The sequence below is a fragment of the Halomonas sp. AOP22-C1-8 genome (genome assembly GCF_052378905.1).
Classification (GTDB): domain Bacteria; phylum Pseudomonadota; class Gammaproteobacteria; order Pseudomonadales; family Halomonadaceae; genus Vreelandella; species Vreelandella citrativorans.
The window spans coordinates 22,373-46,832 of the sequence record NZ_JBQSYD010000022.1; the positions used below are offsets into that span (position 1 = coordinate 22,373).

General features: G+C 55.6%; 23 protein-coding genes. 14 read left to right on the top strand and 9 right to left on the bottom strand.

Going from position 1 to position 24,460, the window contains the following annotated elements; translation table 11 throughout:
- Positions 1 to 13 precede the first annotated feature (13 nt).
- The 3 genes from rpoS (at position 14) to lpxL (ending at position 3,128) form a co-directional block, all read left to right on the top strand.
- Entirely contained in the window at positions 14 to 988 is a 975-nt protein-coding gene (gene rpoS / locus ACT3TY_RS12570) for an RNA polymerase sigma factor RpoS (RefSeq protein WP_444628472.1), read from the top strand.
- 112 nt (positions 989 to 1,100) lie between these two features.
- Positions 1,101 to 2,201, top strand: coding sequence for an alanine racemase (gene alr / locus ACT3TY_RS12575; protein WP_441679255.1), 1,101 nt, complete (start codon positions 1,101 to 1,103; stop codon positions 2,199 to 2,201).
- Between the two features lie 9 nt (positions 2,202 to 2,210).
- A complete protein-coding gene (lpxL, locus tag ACT3TY_RS12580; protein ID WP_441679254.1) occupies positions 2,211 to 3,128 on the top strand; it encodes an LpxL/LpxP family Kdo(2)-lipid IV(A) lauroyl/palmitoleoyl acyltransferase in 918 nt (305 codons plus the stop codon).
- Positions 3,129 to 3,201: 73 nt separating this feature from the next.
- On the opposite strand, the gene speD is transcribed toward lpxL, so the two are convergent.
- The 4 genes from speD to ACT3TY_RS12600 form a co-directional block, all read right to left on the bottom strand.
- Complete coding sequence (gene speD / locus ACT3TY_RS12585; protein WP_172117503.1) at positions 3,202 to 3,996, bottom strand: adenosylmethionine decarboxylase; 795 nt, start codon at positions 3,994 to 3,996, stop codon at positions 3,202 to 3,204.
- Between the two features lie 229 nt (positions 3,997 to 4,225).
- Positions 4,226 to 4,645, bottom strand: a complete 420-nt coding sequence (locus ACT3TY_RS12590) for an OsmC family protein (RefSeq protein ID WP_087112043.1) — start codon at positions 4,643 to 4,645, stop codon at positions 4,226 to 4,228.
- 108 nt (positions 4,646 to 4,753) lie between these two features.
- Positions 4,754 to 5,413 (bottom strand): N-acetylmuramate alpha-1-phosphate uridylyltransferase MurU, encoded by a 660-nt coding sequence (gene murU, locus ACT3TY_RS12595; protein ID WP_193054469.1) that lies wholly within the window; start codon positions 5,411 to 5,413, stop codon positions 4,754 to 4,756.
- Positions 5,410 to 6,420 (bottom strand): aminoglycoside phosphotransferase family protein, encoded by a 1,011-nt coding sequence (locus ACT3TY_RS12600; protein ID WP_441679253.1) that lies wholly within the window; start codon positions 6,418 to 6,420, stop codon positions 5,410 to 5,412. The genes murU and ACT3TY_RS12600 overlap by 4 nt, the downstream gene beginning before the upstream one ends.
- Before the next feature lie 70 nt (positions 6,421 to 6,490).
- Here ACT3TY_RS12600 and ACT3TY_RS12605 point away from each other — a divergent pair, with 70 nt between their 5' ends.
- The 7 genes from ACT3TY_RS12605 to ACT3TY_RS12635 all read left to right on the top strand — a co-directional run bounded on the left by ACT3TY_RS12605 (position 6,491) and on the right by ACT3TY_RS12635 (position 14,470).
- Positions 6,491 to 8,938 (top strand): LPS-assembly protein LptD, encoded by a 2,448-nt coding sequence (locus tag ACT3TY_RS12605; RefSeq protein ID WP_441679252.1) that lies wholly within the window; start codon positions 6,491 to 6,493, stop codon positions 8,936 to 8,938.
- A gap of 35 nt (positions 8,939 to 8,973) precedes the next feature.
- Entirely contained in the window at positions 8,974 to 9,999 is a 1,026-nt protein-coding gene (locus tag ACT3TY_RS12610; protein ID WP_441679251.1) for a peptidylprolyl isomerase, read from the top strand.
- Complete coding sequence (gene pdxA / locus ACT3TY_RS12615; protein WP_444628475.1) at positions 10,000 to 11,058, top strand: 4-hydroxythreonine-4-phosphate dehydrogenase PdxA; 1,059 nt, start codon at positions 10,000 to 10,002, stop codon at positions 11,056 to 11,058.
- A gap of 41 nt (positions 11,059 to 11,099) precedes the next feature.
- Entirely contained in the window at positions 11,100 to 11,930 is an 831-nt protein-coding gene (gene rsmA / locus ACT3TY_RS12620; protein WP_444628476.1) for a 16S rRNA (adenine(1518)-N(6)/adenine(1519)-N(6))-dimethyltransferase RsmA, read from the top strand.
- Positions 11,927 to 12,304 (top strand): Co2+/Mg2+ efflux protein ApaG, encoded by a 378-nt coding sequence (gene apaG / locus ACT3TY_RS12625; protein WP_193057005.1) that lies wholly within the window; start codon positions 11,927 to 11,929, stop codon positions 12,302 to 12,304. The genes rsmA and apaG overlap by 4 nt, the downstream gene beginning before the upstream one ends.
- 187 nt (positions 12,305 to 12,491) lie before the next feature.
- Positions 12,492 to 13,310 (top strand): symmetrical bis(5'-nucleosyl)-tetraphosphatase, encoded by an 819-nt coding sequence (locus tag ACT3TY_RS12630; RefSeq protein ID WP_444628477.1) that lies wholly within the window; start codon positions 12,492 to 12,494, stop codon positions 13,308 to 13,310.
- Between the two features lie 2 nt (positions 13,311 to 13,312).
- Complete coding sequence (locus tag ACT3TY_RS12635; protein WP_319643855.1) at positions 13,313 to 14,470, top strand: polynucleotide adenylyltransferase; 1,158 nt, start codon at positions 13,313 to 13,315, stop codon at positions 14,468 to 14,470.
- 19 nt (positions 14,471 to 14,489) lie between these two features.
- Here the strand turns inward: ACT3TY_RS12635 and folK are convergent, their stop codons facing one another.
- Complete coding sequence (gene folK / locus ACT3TY_RS12640) at positions 14,490 to 15,035, bottom strand: 2-amino-4-hydroxy-6-hydroxymethyldihydropteridine diphosphokinase (RefSeq protein WP_193057007.1); 546 nt, start codon at positions 15,033 to 15,035, stop codon at positions 14,490 to 14,492.
- 4 nt (positions 15,036 to 15,039) lie between these two features.
- Positions 15,040 to 15,411 (bottom strand): dihydroneopterin aldolase, encoded by a 372-nt coding sequence (gene folB, locus ACT3TY_RS12645; protein WP_192527421.1) that lies wholly within the window; start codon positions 15,409 to 15,411, stop codon positions 15,040 to 15,042.
- Between the two features lie 78 nt (positions 15,412 to 15,489).
- Between folB and plsY the strand changes: the two genes are divergently transcribed.
- Positions 15,490 to 16,062: a glycerol-3-phosphate 1-O-acyltransferase PlsY gene (gene plsY, locus ACT3TY_RS12650; protein WP_172117515.1), complete on the top strand. Its 573-nt coding sequence runs from the start codon at positions 15,490 to 15,492 to the stop codon at positions 16,060 to 16,062.
- On the opposite strand, the gene tsaD is transcribed toward plsY, so the two are convergent.
- Positions 16,063 to 17,112 carry a tRNA (adenosine(37)-N6)-threonylcarbamoyltransferase complex transferase subunit TsaD gene (tsaD, locus tag ACT3TY_RS12655; RefSeq protein ID WP_444628479.1) on the bottom strand — a complete coding sequence of 350 codons (1,050 nt, stop codon included), beginning with the start codon at positions 17,110 to 17,112 and terminating at the stop codon, positions 16,063 to 16,065. It lies immediately after the preceding gene.
- 235 nt (positions 17,113 to 17,347) lie between these two features.
- Here tsaD and rpsU point away from each other — a divergent pair, with 235 nt between their 5' ends.
- The 3 genes from rpsU to rpoD all read left to right on the top strand — a co-directional run bounded on the left by rpsU (position 17,348) and on the right by rpoD (position 21,671).
- Positions 17,348 to 17,563 (top strand): 30S ribosomal protein S21, encoded by a 216-nt coding sequence (gene rpsU, locus ACT3TY_RS12660; RefSeq protein WP_008956349.1) that lies wholly within the window; start codon positions 17,348 to 17,350, stop codon positions 17,561 to 17,563.
- Between the two features lie 175 nt (positions 17,564 to 17,738).
- Positions 17,739 to 19,589, top strand: a complete 1,851-nt coding sequence (gene dnaG / locus ACT3TY_RS12665; protein WP_193057009.1) for a DNA primase — start codon at positions 17,739 to 17,741, stop codon at positions 19,587 to 19,589.
- A 225-nt stretch (positions 19,590 to 19,814) separates the two neighbouring features.
- A complete protein-coding gene (gene rpoD, locus ACT3TY_RS12670; RefSeq protein ID WP_172117518.1) occupies positions 19,815 to 21,671 on the top strand; it encodes an RNA polymerase sigma factor RpoD in 1,857 nt (618 codons plus the stop codon).
- 126 nt (positions 21,672 to 21,797) lie between these two features.
- Here rpoD and ACT3TY_RS12675 read toward each other — a convergent pair whose 3' ends face one another.
- Both ACT3TY_RS12675 and ACT3TY_RS12680 read right to left on the bottom strand, forming a co-directional pair.
- On the bottom strand, positions 21,798 to 23,369 hold the full coding sequence (locus ACT3TY_RS12675; RefSeq protein ID WP_192527424.1) for an AbgT family transporter: 1,572 nt from the start codon (positions 23,367 to 23,369) through the stop codon (positions 21,798 to 21,800).
- A gap of 175 nt (positions 23,370 to 23,544) precedes the next feature.
- Positions 23,545 to 24,441 carry a LysR family transcriptional regulator gene (locus ACT3TY_RS12680; RefSeq protein ID WP_172117520.1) on the bottom strand — a complete coding sequence of 299 codons (897 nt, stop codon included), beginning with the start codon at positions 24,439 to 24,441 and terminating at the stop codon, positions 23,545 to 23,547.
- Positions 24,442 to 24,460: the final 19 nt, after the last annotated feature.

Genomic DNA, 24,460 nt, shown 5'->3' on the forward strand with positions numbered 1-24,460 from the left:
CGGGGGTAAGGCTATGAGTATGCTGGAGAAGGACCTACAGGAGGTTGACCTGGATGCTGCCGAAGAAGCGTTGGAAAACGTTGACGACGATGTCGCAGCGGAAGAGGAAGCTTTTGAGAAAGCACTAGGACGTGAGGACCGGCAATCGACTCAAAGCCTGGATGCGACGCAAATTTACCTCAATGAAATAGGATTTTCGCCGCTCTTAACGCCAGAAGAAGAGGTCTATTATGGCCGCCTGGCGCGAAAGGGGGATCCGCTTGGTCGTTCTCGAATGATCGAGTCTAACCTGCGGTTGGTGGTTAAAATTGCCCGGCGCTATCTAAACCGTGGGCTGACGCTGCTGGATCTTATTGAAGAGGGTAATTTAGGGCTTATTCGTGCCGTTGAAAAGTTTGACCCTGAACGTGGGTTTCGCTTTTCAACCTATGCAACATGGTGGATTCGACAGACCATTGAACGTGCGCTAATGAACCAAACGCGTACCATTCGTCTGCCGATACATGTGGTGAAAGAGCTTAATATTTATCTGCGTGCCGCGCGTGAGCTGACGCAAAAACTTGACCATGAAGCGACCGCTGAAGAGATTGCTGAGCATCTCGACAAACCGGTTGCTACGGTCAAGAAAATGCTTGGCCTCAATGAACGTGTCTCCTCGGTAGACTACCCCATGGGTGGAGAGAGCGATAAACCGTTGATTGATACCTTGGCCGATGACGATGTTCAAGGCCCAGAAGGTTGCCTGGTAGATGGTGATGTGCGTGAACACGTGGATCTTTGGCTTGATGAGCTAAGTGATAAACAGCGCGAAGTGGTTGTGCGTCGTTTTGGTTTGCGCGGCCATGAGGCGGCCACCCTGGAAGAGGTCGGCGCTGAAATTGGCCTGACCCGCGAGCGCGTACGACAGATTCAAGTCGAGGCATTAAAGAAACTACGCCGTACACTTGAAAAGCAAGGCCTGTCGCTAGAGGCGATTTTCGAAAGCTAGCCAAGACAGCGTGGCTACGTAGGCACGGCCTGAACGCACCGAGTTTATACTCGGTGCGTTGTTGTTAGAGGGGCTATTTTTGATGACTTATTATGTATAAGAGAGATACGCAATGCGCCCGCTAGCGGCCCATATCGATTTGGATGCTCTGCGTCACAACTATCAGTTGGCGTGCCGCTGCGCGCCCCAAAGCCGCTCGGTGGCGGTTATCAAAGCGGATGCCTATGGCCACGGCGCTGTAGCGTGTGCTCACGCGCTGGAAAGCCACGTCCCGGCGTTTGCGGTGGCGTGCATCGAAGAAGCGATTGCGCTACGTAACAGCGGCATCAGCAAACCTATTGTGTTGTTAGAAGGTATCTTTAGCGCCGATGAGTTACCGCTGGTGGAGCGCTACGCACTGTGGACCGCCATTCATAGCGCATGGCAGGTAGACGCGCTGCTGGCATTTTCGCCAAGCCAACCCATTCCCGTTTGGTTAAAAGTCGATTCGGGTATGCATCGGCTGGGGTTTGGCTTGGAGGAGGCGGAAGCGGTCTGGCAGCGCCTGGCCAATGCACCACAGGTTACGGCGCTGCATTTAATGAGCCATTTTGCGACCGCTGATGCCAGCGACGGCCACTATTTTAATCAGCAGCTGTTGAGTTTAAAGGCCCTGGCCAAGGCGCTTGATGCGCCTTTGTGCTTAGCTAATTCACCGGCGACGCTTGCCTGGCCTGACGCCCACGGTGACTGGAACCGACCAGGCATCATGCTCTATGGCAGTGACCCACTGGAAGTGGCCACCCCAACCACGCAGCAATTACGTCCGGTCATGAGTCTGCGTTCGGAAATTATCGGTTTGCGAGAGATTAACGAAGGTGAACCCGTCGGCTACGGAGGGCGCTGGCGCACCCCGCGCCGGTCACGTATTGCGGTGGTGGCCGCAGGTTACGGCGATGGTTATGACCGCCATGCGGTGGACGGTACGCCGGTACTGGTCAATGGGCAGCGCTGTGCTATCGCCGGCAAAGTGTCGATGGATATGTTGACCGTTGATGTGACCGATATACAAGATGCTGCCATTGGCTGCGAGGTGGTGCTCTGGGGAACGGCCAGCAATGGGGCAGTGTTAGCCGTCGATGAGGTTGCACGCTACTGCGATACGATCAGCTATACCCTGCTTACCGGGGTGTTGCCACGCGTACCCAGACGTTATCAAGAGTCTTCAGTGTAGGTGGTACGTATGTCGAAAAAAGAGTATCCAGCGTCGTTTGCTCACCCACGCTACTGGGGAACCTGGCTTGCCATCGGTGCGATGTATATCGCGGCTTGGCTACCTTGGAGTATTAAGCTTTGGGTAGGCAAGGTCATCGGGCTTTTGGCATGGCGCTTTGCCAAACGGCGGCGGGACATTACGGCCACCAACCTGGCGCTTTGCTTCCCGGAAAAGAGTGCCGATGAACAGCGAAAGTTGGTGAAGGATACCTTTATTGCTAACGGTATTGGCTTGGTGGAAACCGCGACTGGCTGGTGTCGGGAGGCAGAAGGATTTCGTCATCGAGTGGCGTACCATGGTCAGGAGCACTTGGCGCATGCCAAAGCCCAAGGCAAGGGGGTGTTGGTCGTCGGGATCCACTTCTCAACGCTTGATTTGGGGGGCGCGCTGCATTCGCTGTTCTTTCCGGCGGATGTCGTATATCGCCCGCATAATAACCCGCTTTTCGAGCGCTTTATGACGCGTGCTCGTTCACGTATTTTCGGCCAGGCGATAGATCGACACGATCTGCGCGGCGTGGTGCGACGTATCAAGGCAGGGCATATTGTCTGGTATTCACCCGACCAGGACTTTGGGCCGGATGTCAGTGTATTTGCCCCCTTGTTTGGTCAGCAGGCGGCCACCATTCGGCTAACGTCTAAAATCGCTCGTATGACGGGCGCGCCGGTGGTGCCGCTGATGTTTCATCGCAACCCGGATAACCGCACCTATACGATTGAGTGCCTACCTGCGTTTGAAAACTTTCCCAGTAACGATGAAGTTAACGACGCAACGCGGGTTAATCAGTTTATTGAGCGTGCCATTCGCAAGCACCCCGAGCAGTACCTGTGGCTGCATCGGCGCTTTAAAACGCGCCCTGAAGGGGATGATGAAGGTTTCTATTAGATACGGTTTTTTTAGATACAAAGAAGCCGGCGCGATGCCGGCTTCTTTGTGGCTGTTGTTAGCTACTCAGGCATTAATCCAGGTTACGTGAGTAGAAGATTTCCAGCATCTCTTTGCGCAGGCGGCTTTCGATATCGCGGGCTTCTTCAAACGTAATGTCGCGACGCGACTTGCCGAACAGGTAATTGTCGAGCTCGAAGTCTTTCAGCAGCATCTTGGTATGGAACATGTTGTCCTGATACACGTTCACGTCCATCATCTGATACGCCTGCTTGGTATCTTCCGCCAGGTAATCCTGGATCGAGGCGATCTCGTGATCGATGAACAGCTTTTTACCGTCGACGTCCCGGGTGAAGCCGCGCACACGGTAATCCATGGTGACGATATCAGAATCAAAGCTGTGAATCAGATAGTTCAGCGCTTTCAGCGGGCTGATATGCCCACACGTTGATACGTCGATATCCAGACGGAAGGTGCTGATGCCGTTGTCAGGATGCGATTCCGGGTAGCTATGTACGGTGACATGGCTCTTATCCAGATGGGCAACCACGGTTTCAGGCAGCGGACCAGGGCCTGGTTCTGTGTTTTCAGGGTTGGCTTCATCAAGCTCATGTTCAGCAATGAGAATGGTGACGCTTGCCCCGTGAGGTTCATAATCTTGACGGGCAATATTCAACACATGCGCACCGATAATATTGGTGACATCCTTCAAAATTTGCGTCAGCCGTTCGGCGTTGTACAGCTCATCGATATAGTCGATATAAGCGGTACGTTGCTCTTCGGTCTTGGCATAGCAGATGTCGTAAATATTAAAGCTCAGCGAGCTGGTCAGGTTATTGAACCCGTGGAGTCGGAGACTATCTGTCATGTCCGAACCTCCCTATGGCTGATGAAGACACCCCGACGAGCCAGCGCCGGAACCGAGAAAAACCTAATGCCATACGTGGTGCGCATGTTCTAAAAGCACTTGCAGGGCAGTCAGGGGGAATACAAGGAGGCGTATTATGCCCGGCCGGGGCAGGGGATGCATCCGGGCAGGGCATTTTTTTTCGCTGTGCTGCATCGTAGGCCGAAGGAGCGAGCGTCGTCGCTCTGCCTCAAGCCTCTACAATTTCAAAGGAGTGCGTAATTTCAACACCGCCTTTGACAAGCATAATGGACGCACTGCAGTACTTTTCGGCGGAAAGCTCTACGGCACGTGCAACTTGCTTCTCTTTTAGCGCTCGGCCTGTGACCACGAAGTGAACATGAATTTTGGTGAATACGGCAGGCACTTCATCGGCGCGCTCAGCATCCAATTCGGCAACACAGTCGGTCACATCGGCACGGGCTTTATCGAGAATATTCAGGATATCAAACGCCGTGCAACTGCCCATGCCCATCAGCAGCATTTCCATGGGACGAGGCCCGGTATTGCGGCCGCCGTGGTCGGGTGGGCCATCGATCACAACGCTGTGCCCACTGCCCGACTCGGCGATAAATTGACGGCCATCCGTCCATTTTACCCTTGCTTTCACGTGGCTCTCCTTATCTTGGCGACGACAGGTAAGTCGCGCAGCATAACATTTCTTTGCCTGGGCGCACTGTTTGAATCCCCACTCTGGGCCTTCTTATAACGAGGGGATTTACTGGCTTAAAAAGTGCTCCAGGGCGACAAGGCGTTCGGGTGTTCCTACATCAACCCAGTGTCCTGCGAAGTGTTCCCCTGACACCTGCTGTTCATGCATCGCATTTTTTAATAGTGGCGCGAGCGCAAACGCCTCGGTGGGCTGGTCAGCCAACAGCTTGGGATGAATAATGCTGACACCGGCATAGGTATAACGCTGTGCGCCTTGATTAAGAACGCGCCCCTTATCCAGGGCAAAGTCGCCTTCAGGATGATGGTCAGGGTTATTCACCAGTATCAGGTGCGCCAGATCGCCCCTTTTTAGCTGAGTGTTGGCGGGCAGGTAGTCACACCACACATCACCATTGACCAGCAGAAAGGGTTCCTCGCCCAGCAGCGGTAGCGCCTTTTGAATGCCTCCGCCCGTTTCAAGCGGCGTGGCCTCATGGCTCCACTGAATATTGACACCGTAGGCCCGGCCATCGCCTATCGCTTGAATGATTTGCTCGGCGCGATAGCTGACATTAATAATGACGTCTTCAATACCTGCCCGCTGAAGCCGCTCCAGGTGATGAACGATCAGCGGCTTCCCCGCGACCGGGAGCAAGGGCTTGGGGCAGTGGTCGGTTAACGGGCGCATCCGCTTGCCTAAACCGGCCGCTAATATCATCGCTTTCATGGATGCTCTTCCGCCAGGCGTTGCAGAATGGCTGGGCGCAGCGTGAGCCTTACCCAGTTGGCAAAGGCGACGTGTTCGGGCAGGCCATTCAGGCTATCTTCAAGGTGATCCAGGAAGTGGGGTAAGCGTGCCAGGTAGCCCTGTTTGTGGTCACGTAGCGTTAACCGACAAAAAATCCCCAACACTTTTAACGAACGCTGAGCGGCCATGGCGTGGCACTGGGTAATAAAGTCGGCCTCTGTTAGTACACTGGACAGGCGCCCATCGCTGCGGGCCTGGCGATAGAACAGGGTGGCCAGCTCGGCGAATTGGGCCGCACTAAAGCGCCAATAGCGGCCTCGCAGCAAGGAAATAACGTCGTAGCTAATCGGCCCTGCCACGGCGTCCTGAAAGTCGATCATATATAAGCGGTCATGGTTGATCATGATGTTCATGGCATCAAAATCACGGTGAACGCTAACCGTCGGCTGTTGAAGCGCCCGGTGAATAAGGTCTGTGCGCAGTGCCTCCCAGCTGGATGGGCAAGGTAGCCTCAGCCACTTATCCATGCACCACTCAGGGAACAGGTCGAGTTCACGAGCCAATAGCGCAGCATCATAGTCGGGAAGTGCGGTTGGGCTGGCCCTGTTTTGCAGCTCGGCAATCAAGCCCAGAGCTTTTTCATGATACTGAATCGCCGCGGCACTATCGGTAAACCGGTCCTGCATGGGGGTACTGCCTAAATCGTCCAACAGTAAAAAACCGTCGTCTAAATTCGCGGCATAAATTTTGGGAACGGGTAAGCCCGCCGCGTACCAACGGTGGCCAATGGTAACAAAAGGGGCTGAATCCTCTTGAGCAGGCGGTGCATCCATGACTATTTGGGTGTCGCCATTAGGTAGTGTTAGACGAAAATAGCCCCGAAAGCTGGCGTCGCCGCCCGCTGGTGAGAGGGTAATCAACGCCGGATTTAGGCTGTTTTGTTCTGCGGCCCATCGGGTGAGGGCATCAATCCGTAAAGAGGACATGCAAGCTCCTTGCTGGTCGGGCATCATGCGGGCTGTATAATACCTATTCTGGATGCCAAGGATAACGAACATGGGCAAGCGATTTTCGCGCATCATACCGGTTGCGCATACGCTGATGGGCAGTTTGCTCGCTAGCGCCTCGTTCTCGGTGGTGGCGCAGAATCAAGCGCTGCCCGCACAAGCGCTTGACTGGCAGGCCTGGGAAGGAGATGAAGCGTCACAACAGTTGTGCCGTGGCCGGTACGTGATGCCCAGCTACCGGTTGCCTGTAGAGCAGAACCCGGAAACGCTGTCAGTTGAAACCCAGGACGTAGATTACGCCGCCGATGGCGAGGCATTGCTGCGAGGCGATGTGGTATTGCGACGTGGTAATTCGGAATTAGAAGCCGAACGCATTTATTTACCCGCAAACCGTGAGCAGGTGGATGCTGAGGGTAATCTCGCTTTGCGTGATGGCCAAGCGTTGGTGCGTGGCGACAGCGCCACCTTAATGCTCAATGAAGATCGCGCGAGTGTGCGTAACAGCCACTATGTGCTGTATGAAGAGCGTTTGCGTGGCCAGGCAAGTCAGCTTGAGCAAACAGGCGAGTCTCAGTATCGCTTGCGAGATGCCACCTTTACGACCTGTGAACCCGGCGCCAATACCTGGGAGCTGGTGAGCAGTGATATACGCCTAAATCAGGAGTCGGGGTTTGGTACCGCGACGCATGCCCGCTTAAAAGTAAAAGACGTGCCTGTTTTTTACTGGCCGTGGTTGCGCTTCCCTATCGACGATAAGCGTCACACGGGGCTGTTGTCCCCGGCTATCGGGTTTTCGTCAGATGGATTTAACTACGCACAGCCGTTTTACTGGAATATCGCCCCTAATCACGACGCCACCATTACGCCGCGTTGGATGAGTGACCGTGGGTTGCTGCTCAACGGTGAATACCGCTACCTGTTTTCGGAAAGCGAGGGAACCGTTGAGGGGGGGTACTTAAGTAGGGACGACGGAGGTAACAGTGGTAGTGACCGCTTTGCTGGCGAAACCCGTTGGTATGTCGATGCGCGCCATGCGGGCCGAGTCAACAGCCGCAGCAATTATCGGTTGCGCTATGGCGCTTCCAGTGACGGCCGCTATTTCGACGACTTCGGTGATGAGTTTGGGGGGAGCGACCGCGTAAGCCTGGAGCGGCTTGCCCAGATAGATTATCAGGGTGACCAGTGGTATCTCGATGCCAGGGCGCAAGGCTTTCAGCGCCTTGAAGACCCGCTTAGCGACTCTGATAAGCCGTTCTACCGCTTGCCCAGCCTGACCGCGAATTCCAATTGGCAGCTAGGCAGTGGCTTCTTCAGCGAATGGCGCTCCAACGCGACCTATTTTTGGCGTGACGTGGATGAGCGGCTGGTGCCGGAACGCGAGGCGGCAACCGGCACGCGTCTACACTTAACGCCGGCCGTCGGCTGGCGCGAAGAAAAGCCCTGGGGATATATCGAACCACGGGCTGAGCTTTGGTATACCGCCTACGAGTTGGACTACGGTGACCGTGAAACGGAGCGCAATACCTCACCAAGCCGAACGGTGCCGGTGACGTCGGTGGATGGCGGCCTGGTATTTGAGCGTGAACTGGAGCTTGGAAATCGCGGCTACCGGCAAACGCTGGAGCCGCGGTTTAACTATGCCTATGTACCCCGCAAGAACCAGACCCAGCTACCCGATTTCGATAGTCGTGAGCGGGCTTTCTCGTGGGACCAACTGTGGTCGCCCCATCGCTTCTCCGGCGGGGATCGGGTCGGCGATCTTAACCGTGTGTCAGTGGGTGTGCAGACGCGCTTTATCGAAGATGACAGTGGCCGTGATCGTCTAACATTCGGTATCGGGCAAAGTCTCTATTTTTCGGACCGCCGTATTGATAGTGACGGAGACCCGGATACCCTGCCAGCGCGGCCAGAAGAAGACCCTTACGTTAACCCGCAGCGTTACTATCAGGCCACGCGTGATCGTTCGCCTCTGGTAACCCGGCTGGACTGGCAGATCAATGATCGCTGGAGTACCGGCTACGAATGGCTTTACGATGATCACCGTGAAAAGACGGAACGCACTCGCTTTGACCTGCGTTATCGGCACCCTGAAGGCCATGTAGTGAACCTGGGTTACCGTTGGGAGATCGAAGGCTTCGACCCTGATACGTTACCAGGCGATGATGGCTTTCGTGATTACAACCGCGAAGAGTGGGACGTGTCATTTGCCTGGAAAACCAGCCCAAGGGTGGATCTGATAGGCCGGTATCTTCACGACCAAACCAATGATCGTGCGCTTGAAAAACTGGCAGGGGTACAATGGAACGACTGCTGCTACGGCGTGCAGCTTGTTTGGCGCGAGTGGGTGGATGATAACGACACTGCGCGTGTTGCAGATGACTTCAACGATCGCGGGCTATTTTTACGCTTTGTATTCCGTGGCTTGGGCGGCGTTGGCCAAGAGGCTGACAGCTATTTTGAACGGACCATTCCTGGTTACCGTCCTACTCCCTTGTAACGACGTTCTTGAATGGCGACTGAAAGAGACTTTTTATGAAAACCAGAAATATGCTGCTAGCTCATGCAAAAACGATGTCGGCCGCGAGCGTTATCGCGCTGTGCATGGGCGCAGGCACGCTTGCCGCTCCACTGGTCACGCAAGCGCAGAATTTTGAGTCCACCCAGCGCCAGCCGATCGATAGCATCGTTGCCGTGGTTAACGATGGCGTTATTATGCGAAGTGAACTCGACGATCGTGTTGCTCAGATAGAGCAGCAAGCGCAAGCTCAGGGGGGCTCGCTTCCGCCAGGCTCTGCGCTTCAGGCGCAAGTGCTTGAACGGATGATACTGGATGAAATCCAGTTACAGCTGGCAAATCGCAACAATCTAAGCATCGATGATACCGAGCTGAACCGTCAGCTGCGTACGATTGCTGAATCCAACAACATGACGTTGGATCAGTTCGCAAACGCGGTAGAAGCCGATGGCATGACGCTTGCTGAGGTGCGTGAAGACATTCGTCGTGAAATGTTGATGCGCCAAGTGCAGCAGCGCCAGGTTGGCCAGCGCGTATCGGTCAGCGACCGTGATGTTCAGCGCGTGCTTGATCAACAGGGCAATCAAAATAGCGATCAGGCGTTTGTCGAAGAGATCCGCGCACGTCACGTGCTGGTTGAGCTAACGCCAACGCGCAGTGAAGAGCAGGCGCGTGCCCGGGCTCAGGAGGTGCGTCAGCGTTTACAGCAAGGCGCTGACTTTGCCTCCGTAGCACGTGAGTTTAGTGACGACAGCGGCAGTGCACTTAACGGTGGCGAGCTGGGTTGGGTGCGTCCTGGCCAAACCGTACCGGCGTTTGAGGAAGCATTGCAGACGCTGAACGTTAACCAAATCTCCGAGCCAGTGCGCTCACAGTTCGGCTACCACGTGATTGAAGTTGAAGAGCGTCGTCGTCAGAACGTGACCAATGAGAGCCGCCAGGAGCAAGTGCGTCAGGCCATCTTCCAGCGCCGCGCCAATGAAGAGCTGCAAGTCTGGCAGCAGGAAATTCGCGCGGAAGCCTTTGTGGATGTTCGCCTTTAAATGAGCCAAATCGCTGACCTTCCGCTGCTGATCACCACGGGAGAGCCTGCGGGTATTGGGCCTGAGCTAGTGCTTATGCTGGCCGCGCAGGGCCATCTGCCGGCGCAGGCCGTCGCCATTGGTGATGTTGATATGTTGCGCCAGCGGGCCGCTGCGCTAGGGCTTGATGTGGCACTGGTGGAAACAAGTCCAGGCCAGGAAGTAGCCGCTTGCGCGGGGCAGTTACCCGTTTGGCCCGTAGCGTTGAATGAGCCCGCAACGCCTGGCGTGCTTAACCCGGCCAATGCAGGGTATGTGCTTGCCACGCTTGAGCTGGCCGTGGCGGCCTGTCAGGCAGGCCAGGCAGCCGCTATTGTCACTGCACCGCTGCATAAAGGCGTCATCATTGAAGGTGGCTACCCAGGATTCACAGGGCATACAGAGTGGTTGCGTGATGCCTGCGGTGTTGATGAGGTCGTGATGATGCTGGCAACCGATGCCGCGTTACACGCCAACGCACCGGACTGGCAAGGCAGTGGTGATCTTCGCGTTGCATTGGTCACCACACACTTGCCGCTGCGCCAGGTCGCCGATGCGATTACCGTCGCGCGGGTAACTCGGATTAGCCGCTTGTTGGCCGATGATCTGGTGCATCAGTTTGGCATTGCCTCGCCGCGTATTGCCGTATGCGGGCTAAATCCTCACGCGGGCGAAGATGGCCATTTGGGCCATGAAGAGCAAGAGACGATTATCCCCGCGCTTGAATCCCTGCGTGCGCAAGGGCTGGATATTCAAGGCCCTTTTCCTGCCGATACGCTGTTTACGCCTCGCCACTTGGCGGGTGTTGATGCCGTGCTGGCGATGTACCATGACCAGGGCTTGGCCGTGCTTAAGTATGCTGGCTTTGGTCAAGCTGCTAATATCACGCTGGGCTTGCCGCTAGTGCGTACGTCGGTAGACCACGGCACCGCGCTTGACCTCGCGGGTAAAGGCGTGGCTGACCCTGGTAGCTTGCGCGTTGCGCTATCGCTTGCTCGGCGTCTTGCCGAACAGCGCGCCCAAATGGCCCGCCAGGCGTAACGCCTCCACGATTGAAAAATACCTCCAAGGAATTCTGTTAGATGTCTCAAGTGCCCCAGCAGCACCGTGCTCGCAAACGCTTCGGTCAAAACTTTCTACGTGACCTGGGTATCATCTCGCGTATTGTGCGCTCTATTGGGCCGCGGGAAGGCGACCGTCTTGTTGAAATTGGGCCGGGCCAAGGCGCGCTGACCGCGCCACTGCTTGAGGCGGCAGGGAAGCTTGAGGTGATTGAGCTGGACCGCGATTTGATTCCTGGCCTACGCGTGCAGTTCTTCAACTACCCCGACTTTATTATCCATGAAGGCGATGCGCTGAAGTTTGACTTCGCGGCGCTGAAAGGCGATGGCCCCGCCCTGCGCGTCGTCGGCAATCTGCCCTATAACATCTCAACACCTCTGATCGTGCATCTGCTCACGGCCGGTAATGCGATTGCCGACATGCACTTCATGCTCCAAAAAGAGGTCGTTGAGCGGCTGGCTGCCCAGCCAGGCGGTACGGATTGGGGGCGGCTTTCTGTGATGGCGCAGTACTACTGCCACGTCGACCAGCTGTTTATCGTACCGCCCGAGGCCTTTGTACCCCGGCCTAACGTCGACTCTGCCATTGTGCGCCTCACACCGCACGCAAGTTTGCCGCACGTAGCCGACGACCCGGCACTCCTGTTTGAGCTGGTAAAGCTAGCCTTTGGCCAACGCCGTAAAACCTTACGTAATAACTTTAAAGGACGCGTCAGTCCTGAAACGTTAGAAGCGCTGGGTATTGACCCCACGCGCCGCCCGCAAACGCTAACGGTTGCTGAGTATGTAACCATTGCTAACCGTGTGGCTGCTGATGAAAGGTCAGGTAGTGATGGGAGTGAAAACGGGTGAGTGGTTTAGCCATCGACGTCAGTGTAACGCCTGAATATTGTGCCGAAGAGTCCAGCGACGTGGAATCACGCTACGTATTTAGCTATACCGTGACGGTGCATAATCAAAGCCCGCATAGCGTACAGCTGATGGCACGTTACTGGAAAATCACCCAGGGCAGCGGCGATAGTCAGGAAGTGCGTGGCAAGGGCGTGGTCGGGCAGCAGCCATTGATCGGCCCCGGTCAGCGCTTTCGCTATACCAGTCGGGCGATTTTGCAAACACCGGTGGGCGTGATGGAAGGTGCCTATACGTTGTTGAACACCTATACCCAGCGTGCCTTTGAAGTGCCCGTAGCGCCTTTTCGCTTGGCTGTGCCGCGCCAGTTGCACTAACGTTAGTGATCGCCATCGCGAATACTGCATTAAAGCATTGTTGATTTCAGTCTGACGGCCAGACAGTGCTGGTTTGGTATGGGGCTCTTGCCAAGGCGCTCAGAGCGCAATCGTACACCGCGCAGCATGTGTAATGTGCGCGTTTTAATATGCATGTTTAATGCTCTCGTTTATATAAGGCCCGCGCATGAGTACCTACGCGATTGGCGATTTGCATGGCTGCTACGCCGAGTTTATGACGCTACTTGAAGCCCTGAACTTTAATCCCTCGCACGACACTTTGTGGCTGGTGGGCGATGTGATCAACCGTGGGCCAGGCTCCCTTGAGTGTTTACGCGAAGCGCACGCACTGGGCGGCTCGGTACGCTGTGTGCTGGGCAACCACGACTTTCATCTGTTGGTGGTCGCGCGTGGCGGCGGTAGGCAAAAAAAGCACGATACCCTCAACGATATTCTTAATGCGCCAGATCGCGAGCAACTGCTGGATTGGCTGCAGTGCCAGCCGCTTGCAGTGCAGCAAGGCAATACCCTAATGACGCATGCCGGTTTGCTGCCTCAGTGGCGCATAGAGCAGGCTGTCGCTTATAGCCGTGAGGTCGAGAAAGCGCTTGCCAGCGAGCAGTCAGGGCATTTCTTGACTGAGCTTTTTGGTAATCAGCCTGATCGTTGGCGAGAGGACCTGGAGGGAATGGACCGGCTGCGCTTTATTGTTAACGCTATGGCACGTATGCGCTTTATTGACAGCCAAGGGCGGCTGGAGTTTGCTGCTAAAGAGGGCCTCGCTAGCACCCCGCCTGGCTTTGCTCCGTGGTTTCAGTATGCCCGTGACGACGACCCACATCTCCTGTTTGGGCACTGGGCCGCGTTAGAAGGAAAGACGCGGGGCGCCAGGGTTCGGGTAGACGCGTTGGATACGGGCTGCGTGTGGGGTGGGGCGTTAACCGCGCTTAATATAGATACCGGTGAGCGGATGAGCGTACCCAGCCAGCAACGAGGAGGGCGGTAGTGATGGCGCACTCAAATGATCCGCGCATTGCCGGGCTGGACGTATACCGCGTGGGAGGCGCTGTTCGCGATGCGCTGCTGGGCTGGCCAGTGTATGACAACGACTGGGTGGTGGTGGGCGCTACCCCAGAGGCTATGCGCCAGCGCGGCTTTAAGCCCGTGGGGCGAGATTTTCCGGTGTTTTTGCACCCTGATACAGCGGAGGAGTATGCGCTGGCGCGTACGGAGCGAAAAACCGGGCACGGATATTCCGGGTTTGAAGTGCATGCCAGCCCCGAAGTAACGCTGGAAGAGGACCTGCTGCGTCGCGACCTGACCGTGAATGCCATTGCACAACGGGTCGATGGGCCGCTGATTGACCCCTTTGATGGCCAGAAGGATATCGAACAACGCGTGCTGCGGCATATTTCTTCTGCGTTTGGTGAAGACCCGCTGCGGGTGCTGCGTACGGCACGTTTTTTAGCCCGCTATGCGTCGCTGGGGTTCTCTATCGCCTCTGAAACCCTGGCACTGATGACCGAGGTTAGTCGCAGTGGTGAGCTTGAGCATTTAGCCGCTGAACGGGTATGGGTCGAAACCGAAAAAGCCTTGGGTGAACCCAGCCCCGAAGCTTACTTCACGACGTTGGCGCAGTGTGAAGCGCTGGCAATATGGTGGCCGTTCTCAGCAGAAAAACTGCAGGGCGGCTTGGCCGCACTGCAGTACGTGCCTGACGATAGCTCAACGCCTCTGGCACATTGGCGCTATGCATTACTGGTGAGCGTGCTGGACGACGCGGGTCGCGAGGCATTGGCGTCAACGCTACGTTTACCCAATGCCGTAGCGCAGTTGGCACGCTATGTCGCGTTGACCCTGTCGTTGCTAAAAGAGCCTTTAGAGGCGATAGCCGTGCTGCATTGGCTGGAACGCCTGGATGGTTTTCGTAAGCCTGACCAGGTCGCCACACAGCTCACGTTAGTCAGTGTGGTTGAAAGTGTCGGTGTGATTGAAAGTGCCGGTGTTATTGAAAAAAATTATGCCCAGCCGCTACAGGCTGCTTGGCTGGCGGCACGCAGCGTTAGCCCGCAGGGGCTCATCGCTCAAGGATTCAAGGGGGCTGAATTAGGCCAGGCGCTACGTAAACAGCGCCAGCAAGCAGTCAGTGATGCGTTAAGCGAATGATTAGCCAATCAAAAGAGGTTTAGCGAGCCAGGGACGTACAGAGCGCAGGCTCCGCGTGCGATATCCAGGCGCTACCCCAGGTAAAATCTACCGCCCAAAGCCGCTGATTTCCCAGCGAAAAATTATTCCAAAGTGTGGCGTAAGGCGTGTTGCAAGCCGGGTGCCGTTCGTTAGGTAGCAGCTCCGCCAAGGGCTGTAACACGAATGCGCTTTCGGTCATTTCGGCGCGGGGCAGTGCAACACCTTCAACGACGCCCTGCAGGTTGCCCACCGTTAGCAGGTCGATATCCAGCGCTTTAGGGTTGTATTTGTCCAAGCCCTGCTTACGGCCATGAATAATTTCCAAAGCCTTGGCCCATGCCTGTAATTCACTCGGCGACCAGTTACTTTCGAAGGCCACTACCAGGTTATAAAAATTACGGGTATCGCTAAAACCAACCGGCTCGCTTTCAAAAACGCGCGAGACATTTAAAGGCCCGAAGGTATCGAAAAGTGCATCGAGACACAGGCGGATATGACGCACAGGATCAATATTGCTGCCTAAACTGACGGTAACCAGGCTCATGAGATTATGTCCTTGTGGCCTCCGGTAGCTCGCCACGTGTAATTTCAAGGCCTACGCTCGCCGCTTGCGGCACCGCGCCGGGTTTACGCACCCGCAAGCGTAACCAGGTAATGGAAAACTCGCTGCGCAGGCAGTCAGCCAAGCGTTCCGCGAAGGTCTCCACCAGCGCGAATTGATGCGTGTCAGCGAATCGTTGGATACGCTGGCAGATAGCCGCATAGTCTAGCGTTAAGCTTAAATCGTCAGTAGCGGCAGCCGGGCGAATATCGGTCGCCAGGGTTAAGTCCAGGCTAAGCGACTGTTGAATGGTGCGCTCCCAATCGTAAACACCAATCACGGTGTCTACCTTGAGTGCTTCGATCAAAATGCGGTCCACAAGCTCTTCCTCGGCGACAACAAGCGGGCGATTGTACGTTAGGATGAAACGAAACGACAGTAGGATGGAAAAGGCGCCATGGCGTGGTTAGTGTTCGGCTATTTAAGCGGCAGTTGGCTGGCAGCGATTAGTGTTTGCCGGATAGCGGGAGTGGGCGATCCTCGTCGCTGTGGCTCCGGTAATCCTGGTTTTTCTAACGTGTTACGCCTTTATGGGCCGCGCCTGGCGGGCGCCACGCTTTTGCTGGATGCGTTAAAAGGCGTACCCATAGTGCTTGCCAGTAAATTAATGGCGTTACCGGTCAGTTGGCAGGGGCTGATTGGGCTGGCGGTATTACTGGGGCATAGCTACCCGGTATGGTATGGCTTTCGTGGTGGAAAGGCCGTCGCCAGCGCGCTGGGCGTGCTACTGGTGCTGACCCCGGGTGTTGCACTGGTGAGCGTGGGGGTGTGGACCTTGCTGGCGTGGCGCTTAAAAACCGCGGCAATGGCTTCCTTGTTAAGCGCGCTGGTGGCGCCGCTTGCCTGTATCTGGCTGGCGCCTGCTTATGTGGGCGTAGTGGGCGGTTTGAGCCTGCTGGTGCTGCTGCGTCATGGGCTTAATATTCGCAGATTAAGACGCGGCGATGAGCCGCGCCTGGGGCGTCGCTAATTATTCGGCGTTGGGAGGCGTCAACTGATCAAGCGGCCAGCGCGGCGTAGCCTGCATAACGCCATCCTTGTCCTGTTCGCCAGCGGCCAGGCGCTGCGCGCCCACGTACGCGATCATGGCGCCGTTATCCGTGCAGAACCGGCCGCGAGGATAGTAGGCCTTTGCCTGACGTTTTTGACACTCAAGGGCCAGACGCTCACGCAACCGGTGATTGGCACTCACCCCGCCAGCCACTACCAGCCGTTTTAACCCCGTTTGGTCCAGCGCCCGGCGGCATTTGATGACCAGTGTATCGACCACGGCTTCTTCAAAGGCGCGGGCCACATCAGCGCGCGCCTGCTCGTCAAGCTCGCCAGCCGCTTCCAACTGGCGTATGGCCGTTAAGGTATGCGTTTTTAACCCTGAGAAACTGAAATTAAGCCCCGGCCGGTCAGTCATCGGGCGTGGAAAACGAAACCGTTTGGGGTCGCCCTGTTCGGCAAGCTTGGCCACCAACGGGCCGCCGGGATAAGCAAGGCCGAGCATTTTAGCGGCTTTATCAAACGCTTCACCGGCCGCATCATCAACGGATTCACCCAATAGCTGATAGCTTCCAAGTCCTTGGACTTCCACCAACTGGGTATGGCCGCCAGATACCAGTAGGGCCACAAAAGGAAACGCTGGCGCATCGTCTTCCAGCATGGGAGCGAGTAGATGACCTTCCATGTGGTGCACGCCCAATACCGGAATGCCTAGTGCACGGGCCATGCCGTGGGCCGTACTGGCACCCACCATGAGCGCGCCTACCAACCCCGGGCCTGCGGTATAGGCAATACCCTCTAAATCGTCTCTTGTTAGCTTGGCATCACTTAACACTTGCTCAATCAAAGGGAGCAGCTTGCGCGTGTGGTCCCGTGAGGCAAGCTCGGGCACCACGCCGCCATACTCGGCGTGCATGGCAATTTGGCTATACAGCGCATCGGCCAGCAGGCCGTCGCCCCCTGAGCGGGAGGTGTCATAAAGAGCAACGCCGGTTTCGTCGCAGGAAGTTTCGATGCCAAGCACACGCATAGGAAGTCTCTATAGAGGGCTAACAGATTGCATAAGGCAAAATTTTAACATGTCTAACGCCCATAAAGGTGGCATTGATTACACAATGTCAGGGGTGCAGTTTGCAATCATTGCCAACCACGACTAAACTATCGTGCGCTGTAAAAACTGGGTCGTACGCTATGTTCCTCGCAATAATGCGATGATGGTGTACGTACTTTCGAACTCAAGACTCCTTAAGGTAGGTGAGTGCTTAATGCCTTCTGTAAAAGTACGTGATAACGAGCCGTTTGACGTCGCCCTGCGTCGCTTCAAGCGTTCTTGCGAAAAAGCTGGTGTTCTTTCTGAAGTACGCCGTCGCGAGCACTATGAGAAGCCGACTGCTGAGCGTAAACGCAAAGCGGCAGCTGCCGTAAAACGCCACGCCAAGAAAGTTCAGCGTGAGCAAAAGCGTTTCGAACGGCTCTATTGATCCGTACCCGAGAGAGCCAGAGCGGTTAGCTGGTTGTCTCAAGAGGGATGCCAAGCGGCCGCCACTAGGTGGCCGTTTGTTTTTTCAGTTTTCTACGTTGTTTAAGGTGATTGGGCAGTCCGCCAGATGACGTTAAGCAAGCGTTTAGCGCACATGCGCGAGGGTGCCGTTGTAAATGGCAGGCCAGATTCCCCAGCGTTTTATTGACGACTTGCTCAGCCGCGTTGACGTGGTGGAAGTGGTTGGTGAGCGTGTGCAGCTTAAAAAGGCTGGCCGGAACTACTCGGGTCTTTGCCCTTTTCATCAGGAAAAAACGCCTTCGTTTACGGTAAGTGCTGATAAACAGTTTTATCACTGCTTTGGCTGTGGCGTGCATGGGAATGCACTACGCTTCTTGATGGAATACGACAAACTGCCGTTTCCTGAAGCGGTGGAGCAGTTGGCCGGGCGGTTGGGTCTTGACGTGCCGCGCGAAGGCGCTGACGACCCGCGTGCACATCAGCGAGAAAAAAAGCGCAAAGAGGGCGTTAACCTGCTCGAGCTTGCGGCAAGCTTTTATCGCGAGCGCCTTAAAATGCGCGAAGGGCAAAGCGCCCAGCAATATCTGGAAAACCGAGGGCTTTCTGCTGAGGTGATCAATGCCTACGGCATAGGCTACGCGCCTGGCGGTTGGGAAGCGCTCAAGCAGCACCTTGGTGAGCGGGAGATATCAGAACCTGTCCAGATTGAGTATGGCCTGTTGATCCATCGTGAAGATACGGGGCGTACTTACGATCGTTTTCGGGATCGGGTGATGTTTCCGATCCGCGATTTACGAGGGCGGACGATTGCATTTGGTGGGCGAGTGATGGGCGACGAGCAGCCCAAATACCTCAACTCACCAGAAACCCCTGTGTTTCATAAAGGGCGCGAGCTTTATGGGCTTTATGAAGCGCGCCAGGCATCCAGTAAGCTTGAGCAGCTGGTGATGGTAGAAGGCTATATGGACGTTGTGGCGCTTGCGCAGTACGGCATCCATAACGCGGTGGCTACGCTGGGAACCGCGACGACCGAAGATCACCTAAGCCGTCTGTTTCGTTTGGTCAGCCGAGTGGTGTTCTGTTTTGATGGCGACCGCGCTGGCCGCCAGGCCGCCAGTCGAGCACTGGAAACCGCGCTGCCGTTGATGATTGACGGCCGTGAGGCGCGTTTTCTATTTCTGGCAGAAGGTGATGACCCGGATACGCTGGTGCGTCGTGAAGGCGCCGAAGCGTTTAAGGATCGTGTTACCTGTGCGATGCCGCTGTCGGAGTTTTTGTTTGAGCAGGCGGCTCAGGGTCGTGATTTAAACACGGTGGAGGGGCGCGAGCGATTTGCAAGCCAGGTACTTGAAGCGTTGAACAAAGTACCTGATGGCATGCTCAAATCGTTACTGCTTGAAGCGCTTGCCAAGCGCAGTGGCTTGGCACAACAGCAGTTGCAAGCGCTGTTGGATAAGCGCGCAGCGGCACCCAAGGGGCAAGCGTATTGGGAAGCGGCTGAACCTATTGTCGAAGATAGCGCGGAGCAGGCGGGTTCTGTAAAGGCGGGCTCTACTGGAGCTACGTCACGTGCACGTAGCCGGGTGCTTACGCCCGTTGGGCGCATCGTGCAGCTTCTGCTGCACGAGCCGAGCGTAGTGTCAGCCTTGCCGGATAATCTGGAGTGGCTGCCTGATGATGAGGATACGCCGCTCTGTCGCGATTTGATCGTGCTCTTGCAGGCCGGACGCTATCGCAGTCCGCAGGTTGTGCTGGCGCATTTTCAGGGTACGCCACAGGGCGCGGTGCTGGCAGGGTTTGCCGCGCGGGAGTTATTGATTCCCAAAGCAGCACGAGAAGCAGAGTTAAGGGGGTTGGTTGAGCACTTGCAGCAGAAGCAGCGTAAGCGCTCGCCCCAGGAAGAGTACGAAGCGTTGTTGGCTCAGGAACGCGCTGGGCAGAAATTGGATAAACAGCAGCGTCAGCGCTTGGCCGGCTTGGTAGTCGAGTTGGCCCAGCGGTTTTGACCGGTGTTCGGAGAGAGGGGGGTTGAATTTTTCCCTCACCAACACCAGATATAGGGTCAGTCACCAAGTGCTGGCCTAACCGAACAACCTAACACACCTGAATGACCGCGCAAATACGTTTCGCTGGAAAAAATACAGCTATTTACGCTATACTGTTCGGCTTGTTGAGTTTAATCGATTCAGCGCTCCAGGTGTTTCATTCTTCTTCGTCGAGATAGGGTTTCTATGGCTGGAAATGCGCAGCAGCAGTCACGTCTGAAGGAGTTGATCGCGCGCGGCAAAGAGCAGGGTTACCTGACGTATGCCGAGGTCAACGACCATCTACCCGAGGATATCGCCGACCCGGATCAAGTGGAAGACATCATTGGCATGATCAACGACATGGGTATCCGTGTCGCTGAAGAAGCGCCTGATGAAGACACTTTGATGATGTCGGATCACTCCACGGACGAGTCCGCTGCGGAAGAGGCCGTTGCGGCACTCGCTGCCGTGGAAAGCGACGTGGGTCGCACCACAGACCCAGTCCGCATGTACATGCGTGAAATGGGCACAGTAGAACTCTTGACCCGTGAAGGCGAAATCGAAATTGCCAAGCGGATTGAAGAGGGTACACGTGAAGTCATGTCGGCACTGGCCTACTTGCCAGGGGCTGTCGCCTCCATTCTGGATGCTTACGACGCTACTCAGGATGAAGAAGCGCCTGGCCGTCTGTCGGATCTTTTCTCAGGGTTTATCGACCCCGATGAAGGTATCCCCGGTGTTGCCGAAGCGGATGTGCCTGAACCTGAGGTAGCCACCGACTTAAGCGACGACGAAGACGGCGACAGCGATGGCGAGGAGGATGACGAAGATTCCAACGCCAGCGAAGGCGGTCCGGACCCTGAAGAGGCGCGGGCGCGTTTTGAGCAAATTCGCGAGCAAAACGCGTTAGCCGGAGCGGCGCTTACCAAGCACGGTCGCGGCAGCGCTGAGCTGAAAGCCGAGCAGGCTCGTCTTGCCGAATTGTTCTCGCCGATCAAACTGGTGCCAAAACACTTTGAACGCCTGGTAGGCCAGGTACGTATTAGTGTTGAGCAAGTGCGTGCCCAGGAAAAAGCGGTCATGCAGCTTTGTGTTAAAAAAGCCAAAGTGCCGCGCAAGACGTTTATCAAATCGTTCCCGGGTAGCGAATCTAACCCCAAGTGGTTGGACGCGTTCCAGGAAGCGCAGCCCAAATACGCTGACCGTCTTGAGCCGTTACGTTCTGATATCGCCCGTTCGCAGCGTAAAATTGCTTTCGAAGAAGACATGGTGCAGCTCACCGTGGCGGATTTGAAAGAGGTGAACCGCAAGCTGTCGATTGGTGAGGCAAAAGCACGCCGCGCCAAGAAAGAGATGGTTGAGGCCAACCTGCGTCTGGTTATCTCGATTGCCAAGAAGTACACCAACCGTGGTCTGCAATTCCTTGATTTGATTCAGGAAGGCAACATCGGCTTGATGAAGGCGGTGGATAAGTTCGAATACCGTCGGGGTTATAAGTTCTCTACTTATGCTACCTGGTGGATTCGTCAGGCGATTACCCGCTCAATTGCCGACCAGGCACGGACGATCCGTATTCCGGTTCACATGATCGAGACGATCAACAAGCTTAACCGCGTGTCGCGCCAGATGCTGCAGGAAATGGGCCGCGAACCGACCCCGGAAGAGCTCGGCGAACGTCTTGAAATGCCGGAAGACAAAGTACGTAAGGTGCTCAAAATTGCCAAAGAGCCTATCTCCATGGAGACGCCGATTGGTGATGATGATGACTCGCACTTGGGCGACTTTATCGAGGACGGCACCATGCTGCTGCCTATCGATATGGCCACCGGAGAAGGCTTGATTGAAGCAACGCGTAACGTACTGGGCGGCCTCACCGCACGTGAAGCCAAGGTACTGCGCATGCGGTTCGGTATTGATATGAATACCGACCACACGCTTGAAGAAGTGGGTAAGCAGTTTGACGTAACCCGTGAACGGATTCGTCAGATTGAGGCCAAGGCGCTGCGCAAGCTTCGCCACCCTAGCCGCTCTGAGCCGCTACGCTCGTTCCTGGACGAGTAAATCAGTCTAAGTTAGTGCTCAGGCGCTAGTGTCTAGCGTAAAAAAAGCCCGTCGTTTTTTTAAACGGCGGGCTTTTTGCTATCTAGTGTCAAGCGCTCCACGAATCCTGATGCCATTGAGCCTTTGTTATAGCGTGTAGTGAGTAGCGGAGCCAGGACCAACAGGCAGACCCAGCAAAAACACCCACACAAAGAACAGTAAGCTCCAGCCGATCAGCATGAATAGCGTATAGGGCAACATTAAGGCGACCAGTGTGCCAATGCCCATATCGTTGCGATAACGGGTCGCAACCGCCAGTATCAGCCCAAAATAGCTCATCATCGGGGTGATCAGGTTGGTGACAGAATCACCGATCCGGTAGGCCGCCTGAATCACCTCTGGCGCGTAGCCCATCAGCATCAGCATGGGAACGAAAATCGGAGCGGTCACCGCCCACTGAGCCGATGCGCTGCCCAGCGACAGGTTGACGAACGCACACAGTAAAATAAACAGCGCAAACAGGCCCGGGCCACGTAACCCAAGCGACTCCAGCAGATCAGCGCCCGCCACGGCCGTCACGGTACCAAAATTGCTCCAGTTAAACAGCGCCACAAACTGAGCGGCAAAGAAGACCAGCACAATATACAGCCCAAGGCTACTCATGCTTTTGGCCATGGCATTTACCACATCACGATCATTGTGCATCGTGCCTGCCAGGCGCCCATAGATGAAGCCCAATAGCGAGAAGGAGACCGCTACAATGACCACAATGCCACTCAAGAAGGGCGAGCCGCTGATTAGCCCTGTTTCTGGATTACGCAAGATGCCATTTTCAGGTACCACGGTCATGGCAATTAAGCCAATAAGCACCAGCGTGGCTAACCCCGTGCCTTTTAGCGCCCGCTTCTCCTCAGCGGAAAGCCCTTGCATGGACTGCTGGCCAATGTCGCTATCGGCATCAGCGGCATCATATTTGCCAAGCTTCGGCTCCACGATACGTTCGGTAACCAGGCCGCCGATCAAGGTCACAAAGAAGGTGCTGACAAACATGAAGAACCAGTTTGCTTCAGCGCCTACCACATAAGCCGGGTCCAGTAGGCGAGCGGCCTCTTGGGTAATACCAGAAAGTAACGGGTCGACGGTTCCAATGAGCAGGTTGGCGCTGTAGCCGCCGGAAACACCACAGAAAGCCGCAGCGAGACCCGCCAAAGGGTGGCGCCCAAGTGAATGGAAGATCATGGCGGCCAGAGGAATAAGTACAACGTAACCAAGCTCGGCCGCCATGTTGGACATAATGCCCGCAAACACAATGGCATAGGTAACGATGCGGGGTGAGCGGTTAAGTACCAACGCTCTCATACTGGCAGAAAGTAGCCCTGAGTGTTCGGCTACGCCAACGCCCAGCATGGCAACCAGTACAGTGCCTAAAGGCGCAAAGCCTGTGAAGTTTGTCACCATCTCGGTGACCAGCCGGCGTAAGCCTTCGGCGTTAAGGAGGGAATTAACCGCAATCCATTCGCCCTCGTTAGCGGGGCGTGGGTCGGCAACTGACACGCCTAAGGCACCGGCAATACCGCTGGCTATCACCACAAGGACACATAAAATGGCAAATAGCGTGACCGGGTGAGGGAGCAAGTTGCCAAGCCACTCAACGCTATCGAGAAAGCGGGTAAACGCGCCACGCTTTAGGTTTTTTTCATGGTTTTTAGGGGGTGTCATAAGTTTTATGTCGTTAGAGTGGAGGTTTGTAGCAAAAAAAAGCCCATTGGGGCTAAAAGATGACACTACGTTGAAGTGTATAAGGGCGCAAACGGCTTTACGTATAGCGGGATTTAAAAAATGAAATGCCGTAAGCGCAGGAGAGGCTATGGCAAGCGAAAGGCCGACTCTGGCGTTAAAGTGATGGCGTGTTCGGCAGTACTCGCGACATATTGGCCACCAGATAATCGACCAATTGACGAATCTTGGGGGACAAGTGGCGGTGGCGGGGGTAAACTGCCCAGACAGCCGTATCATGGTGCTGAAAGGGTTCCAGTACGGCGATGAGTTCGCCACTTGCAAGGTGAGGTGCTACGTAATAGTCGGGCAGTTGGGCAAGGCCCAGGCCCTTAAGCGCGGCATCCAGCAGGGCGGGCCCGGAGTTACCCGTCCAGCAGCTTTCTACGCGTACTTCGCGGCGTTGGCCGTTGCTATCAAACAGCCAATTAGGCCGTGAACCTACCAAACAACGATGTTGGCCAAGTTCCGCCAACGTGTGAGGAGGCGGTGTCTGGCGAAAGTAATCCTGGGAGCCGACAACATATTCACGTCGGTCGCACAGGCGCCTGGCGATCAGGCTTGAATCCTTTAATACGCCCATGCGAATGGCGATATCAAAGCCTTCCTCAATGAGTTCAACGGGCCGGTTGGTAAAATGCATGTACACTTCAAGATCAGGATGTAGGCATTGAAATTCATTAACTAGTGGTGCGATATAACGCTCGCCAAAGGTAGTGGCTGAGGTCAGCTTAAGCAGGCCCCGAGGCTTGGCCTGCAGTTCGCTCAGCGCCTGTTCGGCATCTTTCAATCCATCAAACAGATGCTGACAATGCTCCATATACAGAGCGCCTGCATCCGTTAAGCGTATTTGACGCGTTGTACGGTAGAGAAGCTGAATGCCGAGCTGGTTTTCGAGTTGGCTCACCAAGCGGCTAATATGCGAGGTTGATACTTTTAGATGGTTTGCGGCCGCAGAAAATGTGCCCAGTCTGACTACTTCAATAAAGGCTTCGACACGATCCCAGCGCTGCATGGAGGCTCATCCGTTGTAG

Bases quoted from the DNA above. Each gene is read 5' to 3' on its own strand.
- rpoS (WP_444628472.1), top strand. From the start codon at position 14: ATGAGTATGCTGGAGAAGGACCTACAGGAGGTTGACCTGGATGCTGCC.
- alr (WP_441679255.1), top strand. From the start codon at position 1,101: ATGCGCCCGCTAGCGGCCCATATCGATTTGGATGCTCTGCGTCACAAC.
- lpxL (WP_441679254.1), top strand. From the start codon at position 2,211: ATGTCGAAAAAAGAGTATCCAGCGTCGTTTGCTCACCCACGCTACTGG.
- speD (WP_172117503.1), bottom strand. From the start codon at position 3,996: ATGACAGATAGTCTCCGACTCCACGGGTTCAATAACCTGACCAGCTCG.
- murU (WP_193054469.1), bottom strand. From the start codon at position 5,413: ATGAAAGCGATGATATTAGCGGCCGGTTTAGGCAAGCGGATGCGCCCG.
- ACT3TY_RS12600 (WP_441679253.1), bottom strand. From the start codon at position 6,420: ATGTCCTCTTTACGGATTGATGCCCTCACCCGATGGGCCGCAGAACAA.
- ACT3TY_RS12605 (WP_441679252.1), top strand. From the start codon at position 6,491: ATGGGCAAGCGATTTTCGCGCATCATACCGGTTGCGCATACGCTGATG.
- ACT3TY_RS12610 (WP_441679251.1), top strand. From the start codon at position 8,974: ATGAAAACCAGAAATATGCTGCTAGCTCATGCAAAAACGATGTCGGCC.
- pdxA (WP_444628475.1), top strand. From the start codon at position 10,000: ATGAGCCAAATCGCTGACCTTCCGCTGCTGATCACCACGGGAGAGCCT.
- rsmA (WP_444628476.1), top strand. From the start codon at position 11,100: ATGTCTCAAGTGCCCCAGCAGCACCGTGCTCGCAAACGCTTCGGTCAA.
- ACT3TY_RS12630 (WP_444628477.1), top strand. From the start codon at position 12,492: ATGAGTACCTACGCGATTGGCGATTTGCATGGCTGCTACGCCGAGTTT.
- ACT3TY_RS12635 (WP_319643855.1), top strand. From the start codon at position 13,313: ATGGCGCACTCAAATGATCCGCGCATTGCCGGGCTGGACGTATACCGC.
- folK (WP_193057007.1), bottom strand. From the start codon at position 15,035: ATGAGCCTGGTTACCGTCAGTTTAGGCAGCAATATTGATCCTGTGCGT.
- plsY (WP_172117515.1), top strand. From the start codon at position 15,490: ATGGCGTGGTTAGTGTTCGGCTATTTAAGCGGCAGTTGGCTGGCAGCG.
- tsaD (WP_444628479.1), bottom strand. From the start codon at position 17,112: ATGCGTGTGCTTGGCATCGAAACTTCCTGCGACGAAACCGGCGTTGCT.
- rpsU (WP_008956349.1), top strand. From the start codon at position 17,348: ATGCCTTCTGTAAAAGTACGTGATAACGAGCCGTTTGACGTCGCCCTG.
- dnaG (WP_193057009.1), top strand. From the start codon at position 17,739: ATGGCAGGCCAGATTCCCCAGCGTTTTATTGACGACTTGCTCAGCCGC.
- rpoD (WP_172117518.1), top strand. From the start codon at position 19,815: ATGGCTGGAAATGCGCAGCAGCAGTCACGTCTGAAGGAGTTGATCGCG.
- ACT3TY_RS12675 (WP_192527424.1), bottom strand. From the start codon at position 23,369: ATGACACCCCCTAAAAACCATGAAAAAAACCTAAAGCGTGGCGCGTTT.
- ACT3TY_RS12680 (WP_172117520.1), bottom strand. From the start codon at position 24,441: ATGCAGCGCTGGGATCGTGTCGAAGCCTTTATTGAAGTAGTCAGACTG.